This is a genomic window from Chryseobacterium sp. SNU WT5 (assembly GCF_007362475.1).
Classification (GTDB): Bacteria; Bacteroidota; Bacteroidia; order Flavobacteriales; family Weeksellaceae; genus Kaistella.
In genome coordinates, this window is the sequence record NZ_CP041687.1 from 1,160,412 (window position 1) to 1,178,226 (window position 17,815).

At 35.1% G+C, this 17,815-nt stretch carries 15 protein-coding genes and 1 riboswitch; of the genes, 12 read left to right on the forward strand and 3 right to left on the reverse strand.

Annotation, left to right across the window (positions count from 1 at the left end; all coding sequences use genetic code 11):
- The first annotated feature begins 59 nt into the window (after nucleotides 1–59).
- From FNJ88_RS05510 to FNJ88_RS05535, 6 genes are all read left to right on the forward strand, one after another.
- Complete coding sequence (locus tag FNJ88_RS05510; protein WP_143852224.1) at nucleotides 60–1,547, forward strand: catalase; 1,488 nt, start codon at nucleotides 60–62, stop codon at nucleotides 1,545–1,547.
- Between the two features lie 120 nt (nucleotides 1,548–1,667).
- Complete coding sequence (locus FNJ88_RS05515; protein WP_143852225.1) at nucleotides 1,668–2,435, forward strand: enoyl-CoA hydratase-related protein; 768 nt, start codon at nucleotides 1,668–1,670, stop codon at nucleotides 2,433–2,435.
- Between the two features lie 70 nt (nucleotides 2,436–2,505).
- Nucleotides 2,506–2,901 (forward strand): deoxycytidylate deaminase, encoded by a 396-nt coding sequence (locus FNJ88_RS05520; RefSeq protein ID WP_262711477.1) that lies wholly within the window; start codon nucleotides 2,506–2,508, stop codon nucleotides 2,899–2,901.
- A gap of 35 nt (nucleotides 2,902–2,936) precedes the next feature.
- The gene (gene xerD, locus FNJ88_RS05525) at nucleotides 2,937–3,842 is read left to right on the forward strand and encodes a site-specific tyrosine recombinase XerD (RefSeq protein WP_143853874.1); all 906 of its coding nucleotides are present in this window, start codon (nucleotides 2,937–2,939) and stop codon (nucleotides 3,840–3,842) included.
- Nucleotides 3,842–4,363, forward strand: coding sequence for an NUDIX domain-containing protein (locus tag FNJ88_RS05530; RefSeq protein ID WP_143852227.1), 522 nt, complete (start codon nucleotides 3,842–3,844; stop codon nucleotides 4,361–4,363). Before xerD ends, FNJ88_RS05530 begins: the two co-directional genes overlap by 1 nt.
- A 57-nt stretch (nucleotides 4,364–4,420) precedes the next feature.
- The gene (locus FNJ88_RS05535) at nucleotides 4,421–5,098 is read left to right on the forward strand and encodes an RluA family pseudouridine synthase (protein ID WP_143852228.1); all 678 of its coding nucleotides are present in this window, start codon (nucleotides 4,421–4,423) and stop codon (nucleotides 5,096–5,098) included.
- A gap of 15 nt (nucleotides 5,099–5,113) precedes the next feature.
- Here the strand turns inward: FNJ88_RS05535 and FNJ88_RS05540 are convergent, their stop codons facing one another.
- A complete protein-coding gene (locus FNJ88_RS05540) occupies nucleotides 5,114–7,309 on the reverse strand; it encodes an outer membrane beta-barrel protein (RefSeq protein ID WP_143852229.1) in 2,196 nt (731 codons plus the stop codon).
- A gap of 122 nt (nucleotides 7,310–7,431) precedes the next feature.
- The gene (locus tag FNJ88_RS05545) at nucleotides 7,432–9,480 is read right to left on the reverse strand and encodes an outer membrane beta-barrel family protein (protein ID WP_228414574.1); all 2,049 of its coding nucleotides are present in this window, start codon (nucleotides 9,478–9,480) and stop codon (nucleotides 7,432–7,434) included.
- A gap of 274 nt (nucleotides 9,481–9,754) precedes the next feature.
- On the opposite strand from FNJ88_RS05545, the gene FNJ88_RS05550 reads away from it, so the two are divergent.
- Together FNJ88_RS05550 and FNJ88_RS05555 are read left to right on the forward strand one after the other, a co-directional pair.
- Nucleotides 9,755–10,759: a sensor histidine kinase gene (locus FNJ88_RS05550; protein WP_143852231.1), complete on the forward strand. Its 1,005-nt coding sequence runs from the start codon at nucleotides 9,755–9,757 to the stop codon at nucleotides 10,757–10,759.
- 15 nt (nucleotides 10,760–10,774) lie between these two features.
- Nucleotides 10,775–11,470 (forward strand): LytR/AlgR family response regulator transcription factor, encoded by a 696-nt coding sequence (locus tag FNJ88_RS05555; RefSeq protein ID WP_143852232.1) that lies wholly within the window; start codon nucleotides 10,775–10,777, stop codon nucleotides 11,468–11,470.
- A 32-nt stretch (nucleotides 11,471–11,502) separates the two neighbouring features.
- Here FNJ88_RS05555 and FNJ88_RS05560 read toward each other — a convergent pair whose 3' ends face one another.
- Nucleotides 11,503–13,776 carry an aconitate hydratase gene (locus FNJ88_RS05560; protein ID WP_143852233.1) on the reverse strand — a complete coding sequence of 758 codons (2,274 nt, stop codon included), beginning with the start codon at nucleotides 13,774–13,776 and terminating at the stop codon, nucleotides 11,503–11,505.
- Between the two features lie 143 nt (nucleotides 13,777–13,919).
- Here FNJ88_RS05560 and FNJ88_RS05565 point away from each other — a divergent pair, with 143 nt between their 5' ends.
- The 4 genes from FNJ88_RS05565 to FNJ88_RS05580 all read left to right on the forward strand — a co-directional run bounded on the left by FNJ88_RS05565 (nucleotide 13,920) and on the right by FNJ88_RS05580 (nucleotide 17,690).
- Nucleotides 13,920–14,210, forward strand: coding sequence for a CD225/dispanin family protein (locus FNJ88_RS05565; protein ID WP_143852234.1), 291 nt, complete (start codon nucleotides 13,920–13,922; stop codon nucleotides 14,208–14,210).
- Complete coding sequence (locus tag FNJ88_RS05570) at nucleotides 14,210–14,590, forward strand: DUF2752 domain-containing protein (RefSeq protein ID WP_143852235.1); 381 nt, start codon at nucleotides 14,210–14,212, stop codon at nucleotides 14,588–14,590. The genes FNJ88_RS05565 and FNJ88_RS05570 overlap by 1 nt, the downstream gene beginning before the upstream one ends.
- Nucleotides 14,591–14,622: 32 nt before the next feature.
- Entirely contained in the window at nucleotides 14,623–15,375 is a 753-nt protein-coding gene (locus FNJ88_RS05575) for a WG repeat-containing protein (protein WP_143852236.1), read from the forward strand.
- 25 nt (nucleotides 15,376–15,400) lie between these two features.
- A riboswitch (TPP riboswitch) is annotated at nucleotides 15,401–15,491 on the forward strand.
- Nucleotides 15,492–15,557: 66 nt separating this feature from the next.
- On the forward strand, nucleotides 15,558–17,690 hold the full coding sequence (locus tag FNJ88_RS05580) for a TonB-dependent receptor (RefSeq protein ID WP_143852237.1): 2,133 nt from the start codon (nucleotides 15,558–15,560) through the stop codon (nucleotides 17,688–17,690).
- The last annotated feature ends 125 nt before the right edge of the window (nucleotides 17,691–17,815 follow it).

The following is a 17,815-nucleotide window of genomic DNA, read 5'->3' on the forward strand; positions in this document are numbered from 1 at the left end:
CTTACAATTTAATTTATCTTCATTATTTTTAATAAATTTGACCTTTTAAAATTATCTATATGAGCGATAAAAAGCTGACTAATTCTGTAGGAATTCCTTATAGCGATCACGAGGATTCACAAACTGCCGGATTTAGAGGTCCTGTCTTACTTCAGGATTTTATCTTACAGGAAAACCTCGCTCATTTTGTACGGGAGCGAATTCCAGAAAGAGTTGTACACGCAAAGGGGACTGGTGCTTACGGCACTTTTACAGTGACGCATGATATTAGCCAATATACAAAAGCCAAAATCTTTTCAGAAGTTGGAAATTCATGTCGAATTTTCACCCGCTTTTCTACGGTTGGGGGTGAAAAAGGAAGCGCTGATACCGAAAGAGATCCTCGCGGATTTGCAGTTAAATTTTATACAGAAGATGGAAACTGGGATTTGGTGGGGAATAACACACCCGTCTTTTTTATTAAAGATTCGAAGAAATTTCCAGATTTTATTCATACCCAAAAGAGGCTACCTAAAACAAACTTGAAAAGTGCGACCATGATCTGGGACTTTTGGAGTTTAAATCCAGAATCTCTCCATCAGGTACTTATCCTTATGTCTGATCGTGGAACGCCATATGGATACCGCCATATGCATGGTTTTGGCTCTCATACTTATTCTATGATCAATTCAGATAATGAAAGAGTATGGGTCAAGTTTCATTTTAAAACAAAGCAGGGAATCAAAAACTTCAACCAAGATGAAGCAACGAAAATGAAGGGAGTAAATCCTGATTTTGCCCAAGAAGATTTGATGAGTGCTTTAGAAGAAAAAGATTTTCCTAAATGGACTCTATATATTCAGGTAATGACCGAAGAACAGGCGAAAGAATTTCGCTGGAATCCTTTCGACGTTACCAAAGTTTGGTTCCACGATGAATTCCCTCTAATTGAAGTAGGAGAAATGGAACTCAATGAAATTCCAGTGAACTACTTTGCTCATGTCGAACAGTCTGCCTTTTCACCGAGTAATTTAGTCAATGGGGTTAGCTTCTCACCCGATAAAATGCTACAAGGAAGATTGTTTTCATATCCAGACGCACATCGGTACCGATTGGGGGTCAATTCCCATCTATTAGAAGTTAACCGATGTCCATTTGAAGTTAACAACTACCAAAGAGACGGTGCAATGGCAGATTCGAGCATATATAAAGATGCTCCCAACTATTTTCCTAACAGCTTTGGAGACCTGTCACCTTCTCAAAAATACAAAAGCTTAGAGGAGGATCTAGAAAATAATCATGTAGCATTCTACGATCGAAATGAAAATGACGACGACCATTTTACACAACCCGGCTTATTGTATTCTAAAGCTATGAACCAAGAAGCTCGTGAGAATTTGATCTCAAACATTGTAGCATCGATGAGGAGTATATCGGGACCTAAAAAAGATGAAATTATTAACCGTCAACTGTGCCACTTCTTTAGAGCTAATATTGAGTTAGGAATGAAAATAGCGCTAGGATTACAAGTAAACATCGATGGCAACATGATGAATCATTCGATATAATAATGAAATAAAATAATCAATAATAGTTCAATAAATGAAATTTAGGGGCATTTCACCCATTTATAATTCATTTATATTAATTAATTTGCACCAATTACCAATACCTAATTTCCCGTTCAAATGTCTTACCAGAATATTGTCTTAGAAAAAGAAGAAAAGCTCGCAATCATTACCATTAATCGTCCCCATAGTCTTAATGCTCTTAACGCACAGACTATTTCAGAATTAAGCAGCGTGTTGGATAATCTTGCCGCCGAAAATGAAATTAGGGCAGTAATCATTACAGGAAGTGGAGAAAAATCATTTGTCGCGGGAGCGGATATTAAGGAATTTGCAGATTTTGGCACTTCAGCTGCTGAAGATCTGGCCAGACAAGGACAAAAAACACTTTTTAATAAAATTGAAGACTTTAACAAACCAGTAATCGCTGCAGTTAATGGTTTCGCACTAGGTGGTGGGTTAGAGCTTGCCCTATCTTGTCACATTCGATATGGATCAGACAATGCAAGACTTGGCCTGCCTGAAGTAACCCTAGGATTAATTCCCGGGTATGGAGGAACACAGAGATTACCCAAATTAGTAGGAAAAGGATTGGCAAATGAGTTGATTTTCTCTGCAAAAATGATCAACGCGGAGCGTGCGAAAGAAATAGGACTTCTTAATGACGTTTATAGTTTGGAAGATCTTTTACCAAAGGCCAAAGAACTCGCAAACGTAATCGCACAGAATTCACCTATGGCAATTTCTAAGGCTATAAAAGCAATCAATTTATCCGATTCTGACCAAGGCTTCGAATCGGAAATCACCGCATTCGGTGAATTATTTGAAATGGAAGATAAGAAAGAAGGAGTAAGCGCTTTTCTGGAGAAGAGAAAGCCATCTTTTTAGAAAATAATAAAATCAGTACTGAAAAATAGATAAGTTGGAAGTTACAAAATTTGATGTTGCGTATTTGAAAATGGCTCGTGTTTGGGCAAAATTGTCTTATTGCAAACGTAAACAGGTCGGCGCATTAATTGTAAAGGACCGAATGATCATTTCGGATGGTTATAACGGCACCCCTTCTGGTTTTGATAATTGCTGCGAGGACCCATCGGGGAACACCCAGTGGTTTGTACTCCATGCAGAAGCAAATGCTATTTTAAAATTAGCAAGCTCTACGCAATCTGCAAAAAACGCAACCCTTTACCTTACCTTATCTCCATGTAAAGAATGCAGCAAACTGGTGTTGCAGTCTGGTATCAAAAAAATAGTCTACCTGGATGACTATTCTGATAATGAAGGAATTAAATTCTTGAAAAATCATGGCATTGAAATAATGAAAGTTCATGAGGACGAATTAAAAAGCTCATGATTCCTACTAAATAAAAACACAAAACACACACAATGATCACTTGGGATGAAAAAATTAGCGACTTTGAAACTTTTCTAAAATTTGAAAGGAATTTCTCAGACAATACAGTCGATGCATATATGCGCGACATTAAAAAACTAAAATGTTTTTCTGAAACTCACTTGGAATCGACCTGTCCAGTTGAAATTACTTACGAAAATATACAGGAATATTTCTTTCAACTTTCGAAAAAGAAATTTAGCGAGCGTACACAAGCCAGATGGGTCTCTTCAATTAAAGCTTTTTTTAAGTATTTAATAGATGAAGAGATCAGAGAAGACAATCCTGCTTCTTTACTTGAAGGGCCAAAATTAGGACTCTATCTTCCGGACACCCTTAGTTTTGAATATGTAGAACGCATTATTGAAACCATCAATATTTCTACAGATTTAGGGAAGAGAAATCAATGTATGATCGAAGTTCTTTATGGTTGTGGTCTTCGGGTTTCTGAACTGATTGACTTGAAAATTTCCAATATCAACTTTAAAGAATCTTACTTAAAAGTAGAAGGAAAAGGTGACAAAACACGATTCGTGCCTTTAGCAGAATATACTGCAGATTTACTGAAAGATTACATTTCCACCGTTCGTCCGAAATCCAAAATCAACAAAAAATTTGAAGATATTGTTTTCCTGAATAGTAGAGGATCATCAATGTCGAGAGTAATTGTGTTCATCATCATTAAGGAATTAACGGAAAAAGCAGGAATCAGCAAAAAGATCTCACCTCACACCTTCCGACATTCATTCGCTACCCATTTACTGCAAAATGGTGCTGACTTACGCTACATTCAGGAAATGCTGGGACATTCAAGTATCACCACTACTGAAATTTATACTCATTTAAAAAACGAAGAATTACGCGATGTAATCTTAAACTTCCATCCGCGGAATAAGAATTAATGAAAGACTTAAAGTTTTGTCCTCAATGTGGAAACACAACACTTAATTGGGATGGCGTACAGAAATTGAGCTGCTCCACTTGTGATTATGTCTTATACCACAACACCGCAGCAGCAGTCGCTGTGGTAATAAGACATGGTAATGAGATTCTATTTACCCGCAGAAATCAAGAACCTCAAAAAGGTAAATTAGATCTTGCAGGCGGATTTGTAGATCCAAAAGAAAGTGCTGAGCAAACGTGCGAAAGAGAATTGTTTGAGGAATTGAAAATGAAACTCGATCAATCAAAACTACACTATCTCTGCAGTTTACCCAATGTTTATGAGTACAAGAACATATCTTACAATACTTTAGATCTATTTTATGAATACGAGGTATCAGAGAAATTCGACTTGAAATTAGAGTTATCGGAAATTTCCGAAAGTATTTGGATTAATAAAGCTAGGATCAATTTAGATGATATTGCTTTTGATTCTCAGAAGATATTTTTCCGTGCCTACAAAAATTTAGAGCCGGAATAAGTTCTTGCAGTTTTAGTGGTTTATTTATCTTAATTTTGAAAACTGTAATTTCCACTTATGCAAGAACAAATCGTTTTCGAAGACAATCATCTTTTGATCATCAATAAACTGGCAGGTCAGCTGGTTCAGGGCGATAAAACCGGCGATCTTTCTTTGCTGGATCTCCTTAAAAATTTTATAAAAAAAAGAGATCAGAAACCAGGGAACGTATTTCTGGGATTAGTACACCGAATCGATAGGCCAACTTCTGGATTGGTGATTTATGCTAAAACCTCAAAAGCGCTGTCGCGACTTACGCAGATGGTCAAAAATCGTGAAATAAAAAAAACCTACTGGGCTGTAGTTCCTAAGACGGAAATTCCACAACAGCAGCGATTGATCCATTATCTTCAGAAAAATGAAAAAAACAATAAAGCAACCGTTTTTCCGAAAGCAACGATTGGTGCGAAGGAGTCTATCCTCAATTACCAAATCATCAAAATTCTTGATAACTTTCAGTTGTTAGAGGTTGATTTAGAAACAGGTCGCCATCATCAGATTCGAGCGCAATTATCAAAAATTGGCGTTCCCATTAAAGGGGATTTAAAATATGGTTCTGCAAGGTCTAATCCTGATGGGGGAATCCACCTTCACGCGCGTAACCTAGAATTTATGCATCCCGTCTCCCTAGAGAAAATCTCCGTCACCGCACCAGTTCCTCAGAATGATGCGGTTTGGAAAGCTTGTGAAGAGTAAACGTCAATTATCCTTTTAATTAGGTGATTGTGGCATTACACCACCATTACCGTCATTTTGATTGGTCTGCTTTAAAATATTAGCATCTTCTTTTGCCAATTTGTTCTTGGTCGGAATCTTATAATTCACTGAGATACCGAAATTTCTGGTATCTGTTTTATTGTATAGGAATACACTATTTCCCGTAAGTGGTTTCGATCTAAGCTGAGTCACTTGTGTATTAAACAGATCTTTACCAAAAATCGAAATCGTTAATTTGTCATTAAGGAATTTCTTGGTGAAATTTAAATCCACCTGTTCATTAAAAGGTATTTCGGACTCAAAATAATAAAATCCAGCTTTCTTGGACAGCACGTTGTAATTGGCGGTCATTTTAATTTGAGAAGGAAGCATTACCTGAGCCATCAAGTTTACAACCCACATTCCTTTCGGATCAATTTCTTTGATCTCGTGTTTCATATAACCCGCATAAACGTAAAGGAAATTTATTTTATCTGGGTTAAAATTCATCTTCATTATCTCACTAAATGGTTTGGTGAAAAGCATAAAAGGGATCGGCATGCCCACATTAAAATTGTGAATTCTCATGTTGGGAATATTCACCTGCTCATTAGTAATGACATCTCCATCTCTGGACAAAATTTGCGCAACTTGATTGTCGATTGAAGAAACATTGTATCCGATAAAAGCATAGTCAAACGCCGAAAGTTTTATTTCAAAATTATCATAAATCGTGGGCTGCAAATATGGATTCCCACTCATGTTAGAATTGGGTCCGGTAAATGTGTTGTTATTTGGATTTAGGGCCGATATACTTGGTAAGGTAATTTTCTTGTTATAATTAAAGGCAAGATAGACCTGATTCATTAAATTGTATTGAATACTAGCATTTGGGAATAATTTGAATTTGTTAAAAGGAATGAGCTCCTTTTGTTGTAAAATTCCCTGTGAGTCTCTCAACCTTGTAGTCCCAGAAATATCATAATTTTCTGCTCTTGTCCCGATAACAAAATCAAACTTTTTTAACTTTGCTTGAAATTCTAAATACGTTGAAGCGGTATTTCTTTGATATTCCAAATTGGTAATTCCCTTACTTTCGGTATCGAAAATCTGATTTTCATATAAACCACCAAAACTTACTTTACCTTCATCTAGAATTTTAACGGGTTGCGAAAAATCTACTTTAAAGTTCGAAACCTGCATCAAAGAACTGTTATCAAGTTTTCTGCCTTCACTTAAATATCCAAATGACGTCGATTGGTTATAAATATTATCTTGATAAAAATCATTATCTGAACGCGTATATCCCGCTTGGAAATCGAGCTTTTTGTTTTTGTCATCAAAACGTTTCTGATACGTTATAACTGCTTCTTGGCGAAGTGAATTGGTTTTAGCCGCATCCAGTGAAGTATAGGTATTTAAAATATTAGTTGGCAATCTGTACGCCCCATCACTTAAAGTAAGATTATCATTATTGTTGCTATAAACATCGTAGTTCAATAATAATTTATCGTTTCCTAGGTCAAAAGTAACTCCAGCTTTGGCAAAAGTTCCACGAGCAACTCGATCGGTATTTGATAAAACCAAATTATCCTGATTGCTATTCATTTCACTTTCACGATAGCTTTGACCAACTCTTAACTGCCAACCGAAATATTTATTTCTGGCATTTAAACTTAATGAGTTGTTGGTTCTACTGCGAAATTTATCTTCATTGGTAAAAGCGTAATTCCCAGAATAAGTTGCAGTTAAATATTTATTTGCATTTTTATTGGTAATAATATTCATAATTGCTCCACCGGAAGAAGCAGGAAATTCCGCACCAGGTTGGGTAATTACTTCAATCCTCTCGATAGAATTTGCTGGCATTCCTTCCAAGAAGGAAGTTAGATCGTTGGTAGAAATATTTAAAGGGCGACCGTTCAAATACACATCAAGCATTTTTCCCTGATACATCATTCCGGCAACATCCGTAGCAATTAAACCAGGAAGTTTTTTAATTCCTTCCATTGCAGATCCTGTATTGAGGCTCTCTTGCTCTGAAAAATCAAAAATGGTGCGATCAGCTTTTTGCTCAACGGCTTTTTTAGTTTTAACAATGGTAACTCCTTCAATCTCCTTTTCTTTAGGTTCTGAATTTGGTTTTTCCTGTGCAAAATATAGTTGAGAAAATAATAAGGCGACAATTGCTGCGGTAATTTTTTTGGTCATAAATGAATTTCTATTTAATTAGACAACTTTAAAAGAGATTTGTTACAGAATTAATAAAAAGCGTATAAATACATTCAATCTTTTTTCAAATCTTCATCTTTAAAGTCCAGAGATGTTAATATTTAATTCGCTCGATTCTTTTCATCAAAATCAACTGAACGGTTATTTGCTTTCACTTTTTGATTTCCAAAATTATAGGTTACCGAGAATGTTAACTTTCTTGCATCCCAATAATTATTATAAGACTGAATATTATCAGCAAAATATTCGCTTCCTCTGTAGCCAGACTGCCGGAATAGATCATTGACTGAAAGGTTTAATTGTAGTGCTTTTTCCATCAAGCTCAATTTAATTCCAGCACTAAAGTTTCCATTTCCTTCAGAAGAACCACTCCCACTTTTCGATGGTAAATTTCGCCAGTAATTCATCAATAAAAAGAAAGTTTTCTGTTCGTTAAGTTGAAAAGTATTTTTGGTCGAATAATAAAAAGATTGACCTTTTTGGGAGATGGCGTCGAACTTTAAGATTTGCGAATCACTGTAACTGAAGGAAGTCGAAAGATTGGTTTCCCAGAATTTAAAAAAAGTGTTCGAATAATTAAGGTTGAGACCGTACGTATTCTCATTATAATAATTTTCAAAGGTACTGATCATGTTGATTCCCTCTAAAAAACTAATCTGATCAAAATTATCAATGCTTCTTTGATAATAAATATTTGCAGAAAATTTACTTTTAAAAATATAATTAAATTCTATATTGTGATTAAATGAAGGTTGCAAAGTTGGGTTTCCTGTGTGATAACTATTAGGATTAGAATACCAGCGAAAAGGATTCAAAGCTCGGAAGTAAGGACGATTTATTCTCTTAGAATAGTTTAAACTGAATTGATTATTTTCGTTGGCGTTGTATGAAACATACGCCGTTGGAAATAATTGACCGTAACTGTTTTCAGATTTTGACCGCGTAATTGCAGAAAACCCATCTGTCTGCGCATATTCATATCGAATACCAAATTTCGCAGACCATTTCTCACCAAAATCTTTACTGCCACTTAAATATGCCGCATAATTCTTTTCATCATATTGAAAAAGATTGCTTCTTTCAGAATTGATTTCATAATCATTATTAAAGAACTCAAAATATTCAATATTTGATCTATTAGAGAACTGACTGTACTTTAAGCCCGTTTCTAATTTAATATTTTTAAAATTTAAAGAAAGATCACCTTGTCCGGAATAAATTTTATAATCTACAGACGATAGATTTCTCACCATTTGGCTTGATTGATTTGTTAAATCTGTAGTAATAAAATTCACCTGAGTTTCTGGAAGATTTCCGTAATAATTTCCGCCGAAACTTAATTTGTGTTCACCCAATTTTTGGTCATAATATAAGTTCAGCATTTGAGACGAAGATGTTGAGCGATGCTTAGAATCAGTTTCCGTGCTCAATATATTTTGAGTTCCAGAGAAATATTGACTTCTTGAATTAATATCCATATTTAAGTGGCTTTTCGAAAGATCATAAATAAAACCGACATTGGCTCTATCGGTCAGCGAATAATCAAGAATTACATTGGCTCCAACACCATCGTTCATATCGCGTCTTTCATCTCGGCTTATTTCAGAACTACTTCCAATAAAGGCAGTATTTTCAACTGATTTTTTTTCGTCATCAAAACCCCGAAACTTTACCGAAGTTTTTAGTTTTTTATTTTGATAGTTCAAACCCACCGAACCGCCAAAACCTCCGTAAGCAGATTGTTTATAATAAGAGTTCAGATAGCCGTTCCAGCCAAGTTTCTGGTTTTTCTTTAAAATAATATTGATAATTCCACTATTTCCCTGGGCTTCATATTTTGCCGGCGGTGTGGTAATGACTTCTATTTTCGCAATATTCTCAGATCGTAAACTTTTCAGATAAATCATTAATTCTGCACCAGCAAGATTCAACATTCGGTCGTTTACCATAATCGAAGCGGCACTTTTTCCGACTATAGAAAGTAAGCCTTTATCTTCATCAATTTTTAATAATGGCGTACTAGCCAAAACCTCAACGCCAGAACTTCCTTCCGAAACCATGGCATTCTGAACATTATAAATAAACCGATCTACTTTCCTTTCGAAGATCTTTTTCTTTCCTTCGAGAACTACGGTTTCGATATTTTTCATTTTTAAAGAATCTTCTATTTGTGCAAATAAGGAAATAGAAAAAAGTGATAAAATAAGTAAAGGTAATTTTTTCATAATTGTATTGCTCCTATTAATAACACTCTACAAAGTGCTTCTGTTAAATTGATAGCGTAAAACTATTAAAGTGGAGCCGAACTTAAAACCGATTTTAGATAAAGCCAATTCCTGAACCGATTAAATTGTTTCATCGGGAAATTTTACTCTTTCATCGAATTTTCACCATAACCTTTCAATAAAATTCTATTTTTGGACTATGAAAAACAAGGCTCTTCTTTATTTACATATTTTCTATTGGTTAATCTATATGATTGGGAGCATACTCATTCCCTATTATGTGTTTCAAATAGGTCACCCTATTTTAGACGTTACCTTCTTTATTACAAGTTTTGCCTGTTTCTATATTAATTATTTCTTGGTCGCACCAGCATTTTTCGACATCAATAAATTGTATAAAACGATTGTGGGATTCTTCTTAAGTGTTTTGTTTTTTGTAGCCATCCGATTTTGTATCGAAGAATGGTTTCTTCCGCACTTTTGGGGTTTTAGAAATTATGCTGAAGAAACAAGTTTTGGTTTCTATTTTTTTGATAATATTTATTTCAGCAGCAACACTATATTTCTCAGTACGGTTTTTTGGTTATTTAAAAGATTCTCTGATTCTGAAAAAGAAAAAAGTCTTTTATTGAGTGAAAAGAAAAGTGCGCAACTTCAAGCTTTAAAAACACAAATTAATCCACATTTTATCTTTAATTCGTTGAATAATATCTATTCGTTAGTGTATCAAAAATCAGACAAAGCGTTACCAGCATTGGAAGAACTAAGCCAGTTATTGAGATACAGCACCAAAGATTTGGAAAAAGATTATATTTCTTTAGATAAAGAAATTGGATATATTGATAGTCTGATCGCACTCGAAAAATTAAGAATTAAAAATCCCGAACTTTTAATAGTAGAAAAAAACATCAATCATCCGAACCTGCATATTTCACCAATGTTATTGGTTCCTTTTGTAGAAAACGCTTTCAAACATGGAGATTTCGGCGGAAAAGGATTTACTTTAAAAATGAATGATACAGATTATATTTTAGGCTTTTATCTTCATAATTTTAAAAATGAAAAAGTGAAAGATGCTGTTTCCGGAATTGGAATTGACAATGTTAAAAAGCGTCTCGAAATTTTGTATCCGAAAAATCACGAATTAAATATTATAGAATCTGAAACAGAATTTACCGTAGATTTGAAAATCAAATTAGGATAAAAGACGAATTTAACCATGCAGAAAATAAAATGTATTATCGTTGACGATGAACCTTTGGCAGTTCAGTTGCTGGAAAATTATGTTCAGAAAATTCCGTTTTTAGAATTGGTTTTTACTTCCGATAATCCAATCACGGTTTTGGAATATATTCAAAATAATGAGGCTGATCTTATTTTTCTCGATATTCAAATGTCACAATTATCAGGTATCAACTTTATGAAAATTGCTGGCGAGCAACTCAAATATATTTTGACAACTGCTTATTCAGAATATGCTCTAGAAGGGTACGAGCACAATGTTGTTGATTATCTTTTGAAACCAATTTCATTCGTCCGTTTTGAAAAAAGCACTTTGAAAGCACAAGAATTTTTTCCTATAAGAGATTCTGCTCATTCTCATTTTTTCGTAAAATCTTCCGGCCAACAGAACCGAATTAATTTTGACGATTTACTTTTTATTGAAAGTATTAAAGATTACGTCAGTATCAACACAGAAAATCAGGAACATATTGTTTTAGAAACTTTAAAATCCTTAGAAAATCAACTTCCCGATCGTTTTGCGAGAGTTCATAAATCCTTCATTATCAATTTAAATAAAATTCAAACTATTGATGGGAAAAATATTCAATTGATTTCTGAGAAAACAATTCCGATTGGGGAAACGTACAAATCTGATTTTCTTTTAAAAATAAAGAACCGCTCAATTTCTTGAGCGGTTCCAAAAATATCTTTTTCTAAAAAAGATTAAGCATTTGCTGCCTCAGCTGCAATTAGATTTAATGCGGATCCTGCAACATACCAAGCGATTTGCTGCGCATTGTAAGTATGATTAGTTACAATAACATCTTTTGATCCATCTGCATGAACAAGCTCTAAAGTTAGAGGTTTCCCTGGTGCAAACTGATCTAAATCTAAAAAGTTAACGGTGTCATCTTCCTGGAATTTATCATAGTCTGCTTTATCTGCAAAAGTTAAACCAAGCATTCCTTGTTTCTTCAAATTCGTTTCATGGATTCGAGCGAATGATTTTACCAAAACGGCTTTTACACCAAGATGTCTCGGCTCCATCGCTGCATGCTCTCTAGAAGAACCTTCCCCATAGTTTTCATCGCCAACTACAATTGTTGGTATACCAGCAGCTTTATAAGCTCTGGCTACAGCAGGAACTGCCCCATACTCACCTGTTAAAGAATTTTTAACGGTGTTGGTTTCCATATTATACGAGTTAATCGCTCCGATCAACATGTTATTAGAAATATTATCTAAATGTCCACGATATTTTAACCATGGTCCCGCCATTGAGATATGGTCAGTAGTACATTTTCCAAACGCTTTAATTAAAACCTTAGCACCTGTAATATTCTGTCCGTCCCAAGCTTCAAAAGGTGCTAACAACTGAAGTCGATCTGACGTAGGGCTTACCGCAATCTTAACAGCAGAACCATCATGTGATGGTGCTTGATAACCATTATCATCCACCGCAAAACCTTTAGCAGGTAATTCGAAACCGCTCGGCTCATTTAATTTTACTTGCTCTCCGGCTTCATTCGTCAAAGTATCGGTAATCGGATTGAAATCTAATCTACCTGAAATTGCCACAGCAGCTACCATTTCTGGAGAAGCTACAAAAGCGTGAGTATTTGGATTTCCATCTGCTCTTTTTGCAAAGTTTCTGTTGAATGAATGAATAATTGAGTTTTTCTCTCCTTTATCAGAACCTTCTCTATCCCACTGCCCGATACATGGTCCACATGCATTAGTAAAAATTCTGGTAGATTCAAACTTTCTGAATGAATCTAAGAACCCATCTCTTTCAGCAGTAAATTTCACTTGCTCTGAACCTGGATTGATTCCTAAAATTGCTTTAGGTTTCACTCCTTTTGCAAAAGCATCTTCTACAACAGATGCTGCTCTTGATAAATCTTCGTAAGATGAGTTGGTACAAGAACCAATTAATGCCCACTCTACTTCAATTGGCCATCCGTTAGCCACTGCTTTATCATGAAATTCAGCTACCGGCGTTGCCAAATCTGGAGTAAATGGTCCATTTAAATGAGGAGTTAATTCATCTAAATTAATTTCAATTACCTGATCAAAATATTGTTCTGGATTTGCATAAACCTCATCATCCCCGGTTAAGTGCTCTGCAATTTTATCAGCAGCATCTACGACATCCTGTCTTCCAGTTGCAGATAAATATCTACGCATAGAATCGTCATATCCAAAGGTTGAGGTCGTTGCACCGATTTCGGCACCCATATTACAGATTGTTCCTTTTCCAGTAGCAGAAAGTGATTGTGCACCTTCACCAAAATACTCTACAATACATCCTGTTCCTCCTTTTACAGTAAGGATCCCAGCAACTTTAAGAATAATATCTTTTGCAGCAGTCCAGCCGCTTAATCTTCCTGTTAACTTAATACCGATCAGCTTTGGCATTTTAAGTTCCCAAGCCATTCCTGCCATTACATCTACCGCATCTGCACCACCAACACCAATTGCGACCATTCCTAATCCACCTGCATTTACGGTGTGTGAGTCAGTTCCGATCATCATTCCACCTGGGAATGCATAGTTCTCTAAAACTACCTGGTGAATAATTCCAGCACCTGGTTTCCAAAAACCAATACCATATTTATCACAAACAGAACTCAAGAAATTAAAAACTTCTGAGTTTTTATTAATTCCCTCCTGTAAATCTGCTTCCGCACCGACTCTAGCCTGAATTAAGTGATCTGCATGCGCTGTTGAAGGAACTGCAACTTTAGCTTTTCCTGCCTGCATAAATTGCAATAACGCCATTTGCGCAGTTGCATCCTGCATCGCTACTCTATCTGGAGCGAAATCTACATAAGAGTTTCCTCTCTCATAAGTTTGCGTTGCATTACCCTCCCAAAGGTGGGTGTAAAGAATTTTCTCTGCAAGTGTTAGCGGTTTTCCCACAGCTTTTCTAGCTGCTTCTACCTTTTCAGGATAACGCTCGTACACTTTCTTAATCATATCAATGTCGAAAGTCATATTTATATTGTTTTAATTATCAACGTTAGAAACCCAAAAATACAAAATTTTTTAGGTATAGATTGCTTAATCTCATTTAGAATAAATATAAATATGATGTGGATTATCTATTTTTCATTACTTTTATCGAAAATTAACAACAAATGACGACTCAAGATTTCACTCCGAACGCAAATGGTATTCCACCAAAAACATGGTTAGTAGAATCAATTTTAGTAACGATTTTCTGCTGCCAAATTCTGGGAATCATCAGCATTATCTATGCTGCGGGTGTAGAATCAAAATTCTACCGCGGCGATGTAGCAGGGGCAGAAAGTTCCTCAAGAACAGCAAAAACCTTAGTACTTGTAAGTGTCGCCTGTGGTGTGATTACTGTAATTTCAATTGCGATCATGTTATCACTGGGAGTGTTTGCAGGCCTTTATAATAATTAGTGAATATCCTTAAAAAGAAATACTTATTTTTAATAATATCACTACTTTTAGGCGGCGGGTTATTATTCTATTATTGGTTTAATCCGCAATCTGAAAGCTATCTGCTAAAATGCCCTTTCAAATTCTTCACGGGATACGATTGCCCTGGCTGTGGTAGTCAAAGAGCTCTTCACGCTACATTGCATGGCCAGTTCCGCGAAGCGTTTTCATACAATCCGTTATTTATTATCGCTCTTCCCTATGTGTTGACAGGGATCTTATTTGAGTGGTTTGGCTTAAAATATTCTTATCCTAAAACAAGAAAAATTTTATTTGGAAGTACAGCGATTTATACTGTCACTGGAATCATCATTCTGTTCTTTATTATAAGAAATTTATAATTTCTTATTTTTGCAGGCATGCTCAATTACTAATGAAAAACTTCTTCACTTTTCTTCTTTTAACCACCTCTATCATTTTCTCCGCACAGAAAAAATCAGTTGTTTCTAAAAACACTACGAAAAAGCCAATTGCTTCCGTAAAACCCACGCTACATTTAGATCATGTAAAACTGAATGATTCTGTATGTGCTCTTATTCCGTATAAGAAAGATCGCAAGTCTGGATTCACCAATCAGCAAGGCAAAATAATAATCCAACCAATTTATAGTAATGTTGGCTTTTTTACAGAAGATTGTAATCTCTTAAATTCTCCGAATAATAAAGTCCGGAAATTTGGTACAAAAAAATATGCATCCGTACGTTTGAATGATGAAGACTACAGAATTAATGACCAAGGCAGGAGAGTATATCACTTCAAAAAGGAGGATTTAGGAAAATGTCCATCAGAATTCAAAGCGCAATTATTTCATGCCTATATTATGAATCGCTCTTATGGAATAATAGAGGATTCTAAATTTGAGAATCCAGCAGATTTTCGACAATTTACCATTTATCCGCAATATGATTATCTACACATTTTAGAAGGTGATGATTTGAAAAACCCAATGATCATTGCTGTGAAAAATGATAAATTTGGCATCATCAATGTGAATAGCAAAGTAATAATACCTTTTGAATATGCCGATATCAAAAGAAATTACAGCTGGAAATTGGGCCGTTTATTTGAAGTTTCTAAAGACGGTATCAATCACTACTATGTTGACATCAATAATAGATCATATTAACGAAAACTTTTTGTAGTTTTGCACCCAGAAATTAAAGGGGTGCTATAAAAAGCTGAGATTATACCCAATGAACCTGGAACAGGTAATGCTGTTTAGGGACAATTCGAAATCATGCAAATGATATTCGAAACCGTATAACAATCGAAACCCCTTTTATTCAATTAATCTTAAAAATTAAAAGAATGAAAGGATTTATTTTTTTCGGACTTATCGCAAGTCCATTCTACTTCGCACAAAACACCGTGCAAGATTCCCTCAAGACGAAGGAAATTGAAAGCATCAACTTTCTAAAACGACTGCCCGTCACCAAAGAAATCATTAATGTCGAAAAAGATTTAGGTCAAAAAAACCTTGGTCAGGATTTACCGATTTTATTAAAAAATCAAATGTCTGTGATTTCGACTTCTGATGCTGGAAATGGTGTTGGCTATACTGGATTTAGAATTCGCGGAGTTGGTGGAACAGCAATTAATGTAATGCTGAACGGCGTTCCTTACAATGATTCAGAATCTCAAGGAACATTCTTTGTAAATGTGGGTGACTTAACAAGTTCTGCTTCTCAGATCATTATTCAGCGCGGGGTTGGTACTTCATCAAACGGAGTTTCTGCTTTCGGAGCAAGTGTAAATGTGATTACCAAAAGCCCAGCGAACGAATTCTATTTGAAAACAGACGATTCTTATGGATCTTTCAACACTTATAAGTATTCCGCAGAAGCGGGTAGCGGGAAATTCTGGAACAACCGCCTTTCTGTGATGGGAAGATATACCAAAATTCATTCTGATGGTTATATTGACCGGGCATTTTCGGATCTGAATTCCTATAATTTTTCGGCGCTTTTTGAAGAGAATAAAACAAAAATTCGACTATTGGCGTTTGGTGGTAAGGAAAAAACCTACCAAGCTTGGAACGGCATTAGCAAAGAGAAATATGAAAAGGACCCTCGAACTAATGGATCCGGCAAATATAAAGATCTTGCCACTGGTGAAAAGAAATTTTATGATAATGAAACTGATAATTACAGACAAAATCATTACCAATTATTGTGGGAACAAAACCTTAATCCGAATTGGAACTTAGAAACTACTTTTCATTACACCGATGGAAAAGGGTATTATGAAAATTACAAACAAGTCGATGAAAATGATCAATGGGCGGCTAAATTCGCCGATTACAATCTACAAATACCAGTAGTAAATGGCCTTCCCCTAGCAAAGTCTGATTTTATAAGAAAAAAATGGTTAGACAATGATTTCTACGGAGCAGTTTCTACTCTTTACGGTAAATTTAATAATATCGATGTAAATTTTGGAGTTGTTGGAAACCAATATTATGGCAGACATTTCGGCAATGTAACTGGCGTACAACTTACCAATGTGAAAGAACACGAATACTATCGGAACCGATCTATAAAAAACGAATTGTCAGGTTTTGCAAAAGCAATTATCAAATTAAATCAATTTGAATTGTATGGGGATCTGCAGCTTAGAAACATTAATTACGACACTAAAATAATTCAGCAAGGAGATAGTGAAGGTGTAAACTTAGAACGAAATTGGCTATTCTTTAATCCAAAAGCTGGTGTTAATTATAAAATAAATTCAGGCAAACTATTTTTCTCTTACGCACACGCTCATCGTGAACCCAATAGAGATGACCTTTTCGCCAGTCCTGGGGTCAAGGCAGAAAGACTTCACGATTTTGAAGCTGGGTTGGAAAAATCTTTTGGTGTAGTCTCTTTTACCACCAATTTGTATTACATGAAATACAGCGATCAGTTGGTTTTATCTGGTGAAATTAACAGTATAGGTTCTGCCATAAGAACTAATGCGAATGGATACCGCATGGGTGTTGAAGTAGGAGCACTTGCAAAGCTTTCTGATCAATGGAACATTTCGGGGAATTTTACGCTGAGTAAGAATGAAAACATTGATTTTAAAAACAAGACAACAACCGGATTCGAGAATCTTGGAAATACTCCAATTTCATTTTCACCAAATATTATCGGTAATATTTTATTAAACTATTCACCAGCAGCTAATTTTAGTTTAGGCATTCAGAACCAATATGTTGGAAGCCAATACTTAGACAACACCAATGATGAAAACCTCAAACTAAATGATTATTTCCTGACGGATTTCAATGCAAAATATACTTTAAATTTAAAAAGAACCGAAATCGATTTAAAATTATTGGTGAATAATGTTTTAAACAAAAAATACGTAAACAATGGCTATGTTTATGATAAAGATCCTTACTACTTTTCACAAGCGGGTACCAATTTTATGTTTGGGATGAGCTTGAGATTTAATTAAGAAAACACATTTCTATATATTCATTACATTTTTTTTATTAAGGATACTCCAAATTTTTTTGGAGTATTTTTTTGAAATAATAAAAGTTTGTAACCATAACAGATCGCTCGACAATTAATAAGTAA

Coding starts and splice junctions, on each gene's coding strand:
- FNJ88_RS05520 (WP_262711477.1), top strand. CDS start 2,506: ATGGCTCGTGTTTGGGCAAAATTGTCTTATTGCAAACGTAAACAGGTC.
- FNJ88_RS05530 (WP_143852227.1), top strand. CDS start 3,842: ATGAAAGACTTAAAGTTTTGTCCTCAATGTGGAAACACAACACTTAAT.
- FNJ88_RS05560 (WP_143852233.1), bottom strand. CDS start 13,776: ATGACTTTCGACATTGATATGATTAAGAAAGTGTACGAGCGTTATCCT.
- FNJ88_RS05510 (WP_143852224.1), top strand. CDS start 60: ATGAGCGATAAAAAGCTGACTAATTCTGTAGGAATTCCTTATAGCGAT.
- FNJ88_RS05565 (WP_143852234.1), top strand. CDS start 13,920: ATGACGACTCAAGATTTCACTCCGAACGCAAATGGTATTCCACCAAAA.
- FNJ88_RS05540 (WP_143852229.1), bottom strand. CDS start 7,309: ATGACCAAAAAAATTACCGCAGCAATTGTCGCCTTATTATTTTCTCAA.
- FNJ88_RS05555 (WP_143852232.1), top strand. CDS start 10,775: ATGCAGAAAATAAAATGTATTATCGTTGACGATGAACCTTTGGCAGTT.
- FNJ88_RS05535 (WP_143852228.1), top strand. CDS start 4,421: ATGCAAGAACAAATCGTTTTCGAAGACAATCATCTTTTGATCATCAAT.
- FNJ88_RS05515 (WP_143852225.1), top strand. CDS start 1,668: ATGTCTTACCAGAATATTGTCTTAGAAAAAGAAGAAAAGCTCGCAATC.
- FNJ88_RS05550 (WP_143852231.1), top strand. CDS start 9,755: ATGAAAAACAAGGCTCTTCTTTATTTACATATTTTCTATTGGTTAATC.
- FNJ88_RS05580 (WP_143852237.1), top strand. CDS start 15,558: ATGAAAGGATTTATTTTTTTCGGACTTATCGCAAGTCCATTCTACTTC.
- FNJ88_RS05545 (WP_228414574.1), bottom strand. CDS start 9,480: ATGAAAAATATCGAAACCGTAGTTCTCGAAGGAAAGAAAAAGATCTTC.
- FNJ88_RS05575 (WP_143852236.1), top strand. CDS start 14,623: ATGAAAAACTTCTTCACTTTTCTTCTTTTAACCACCTCTATCATTTTC.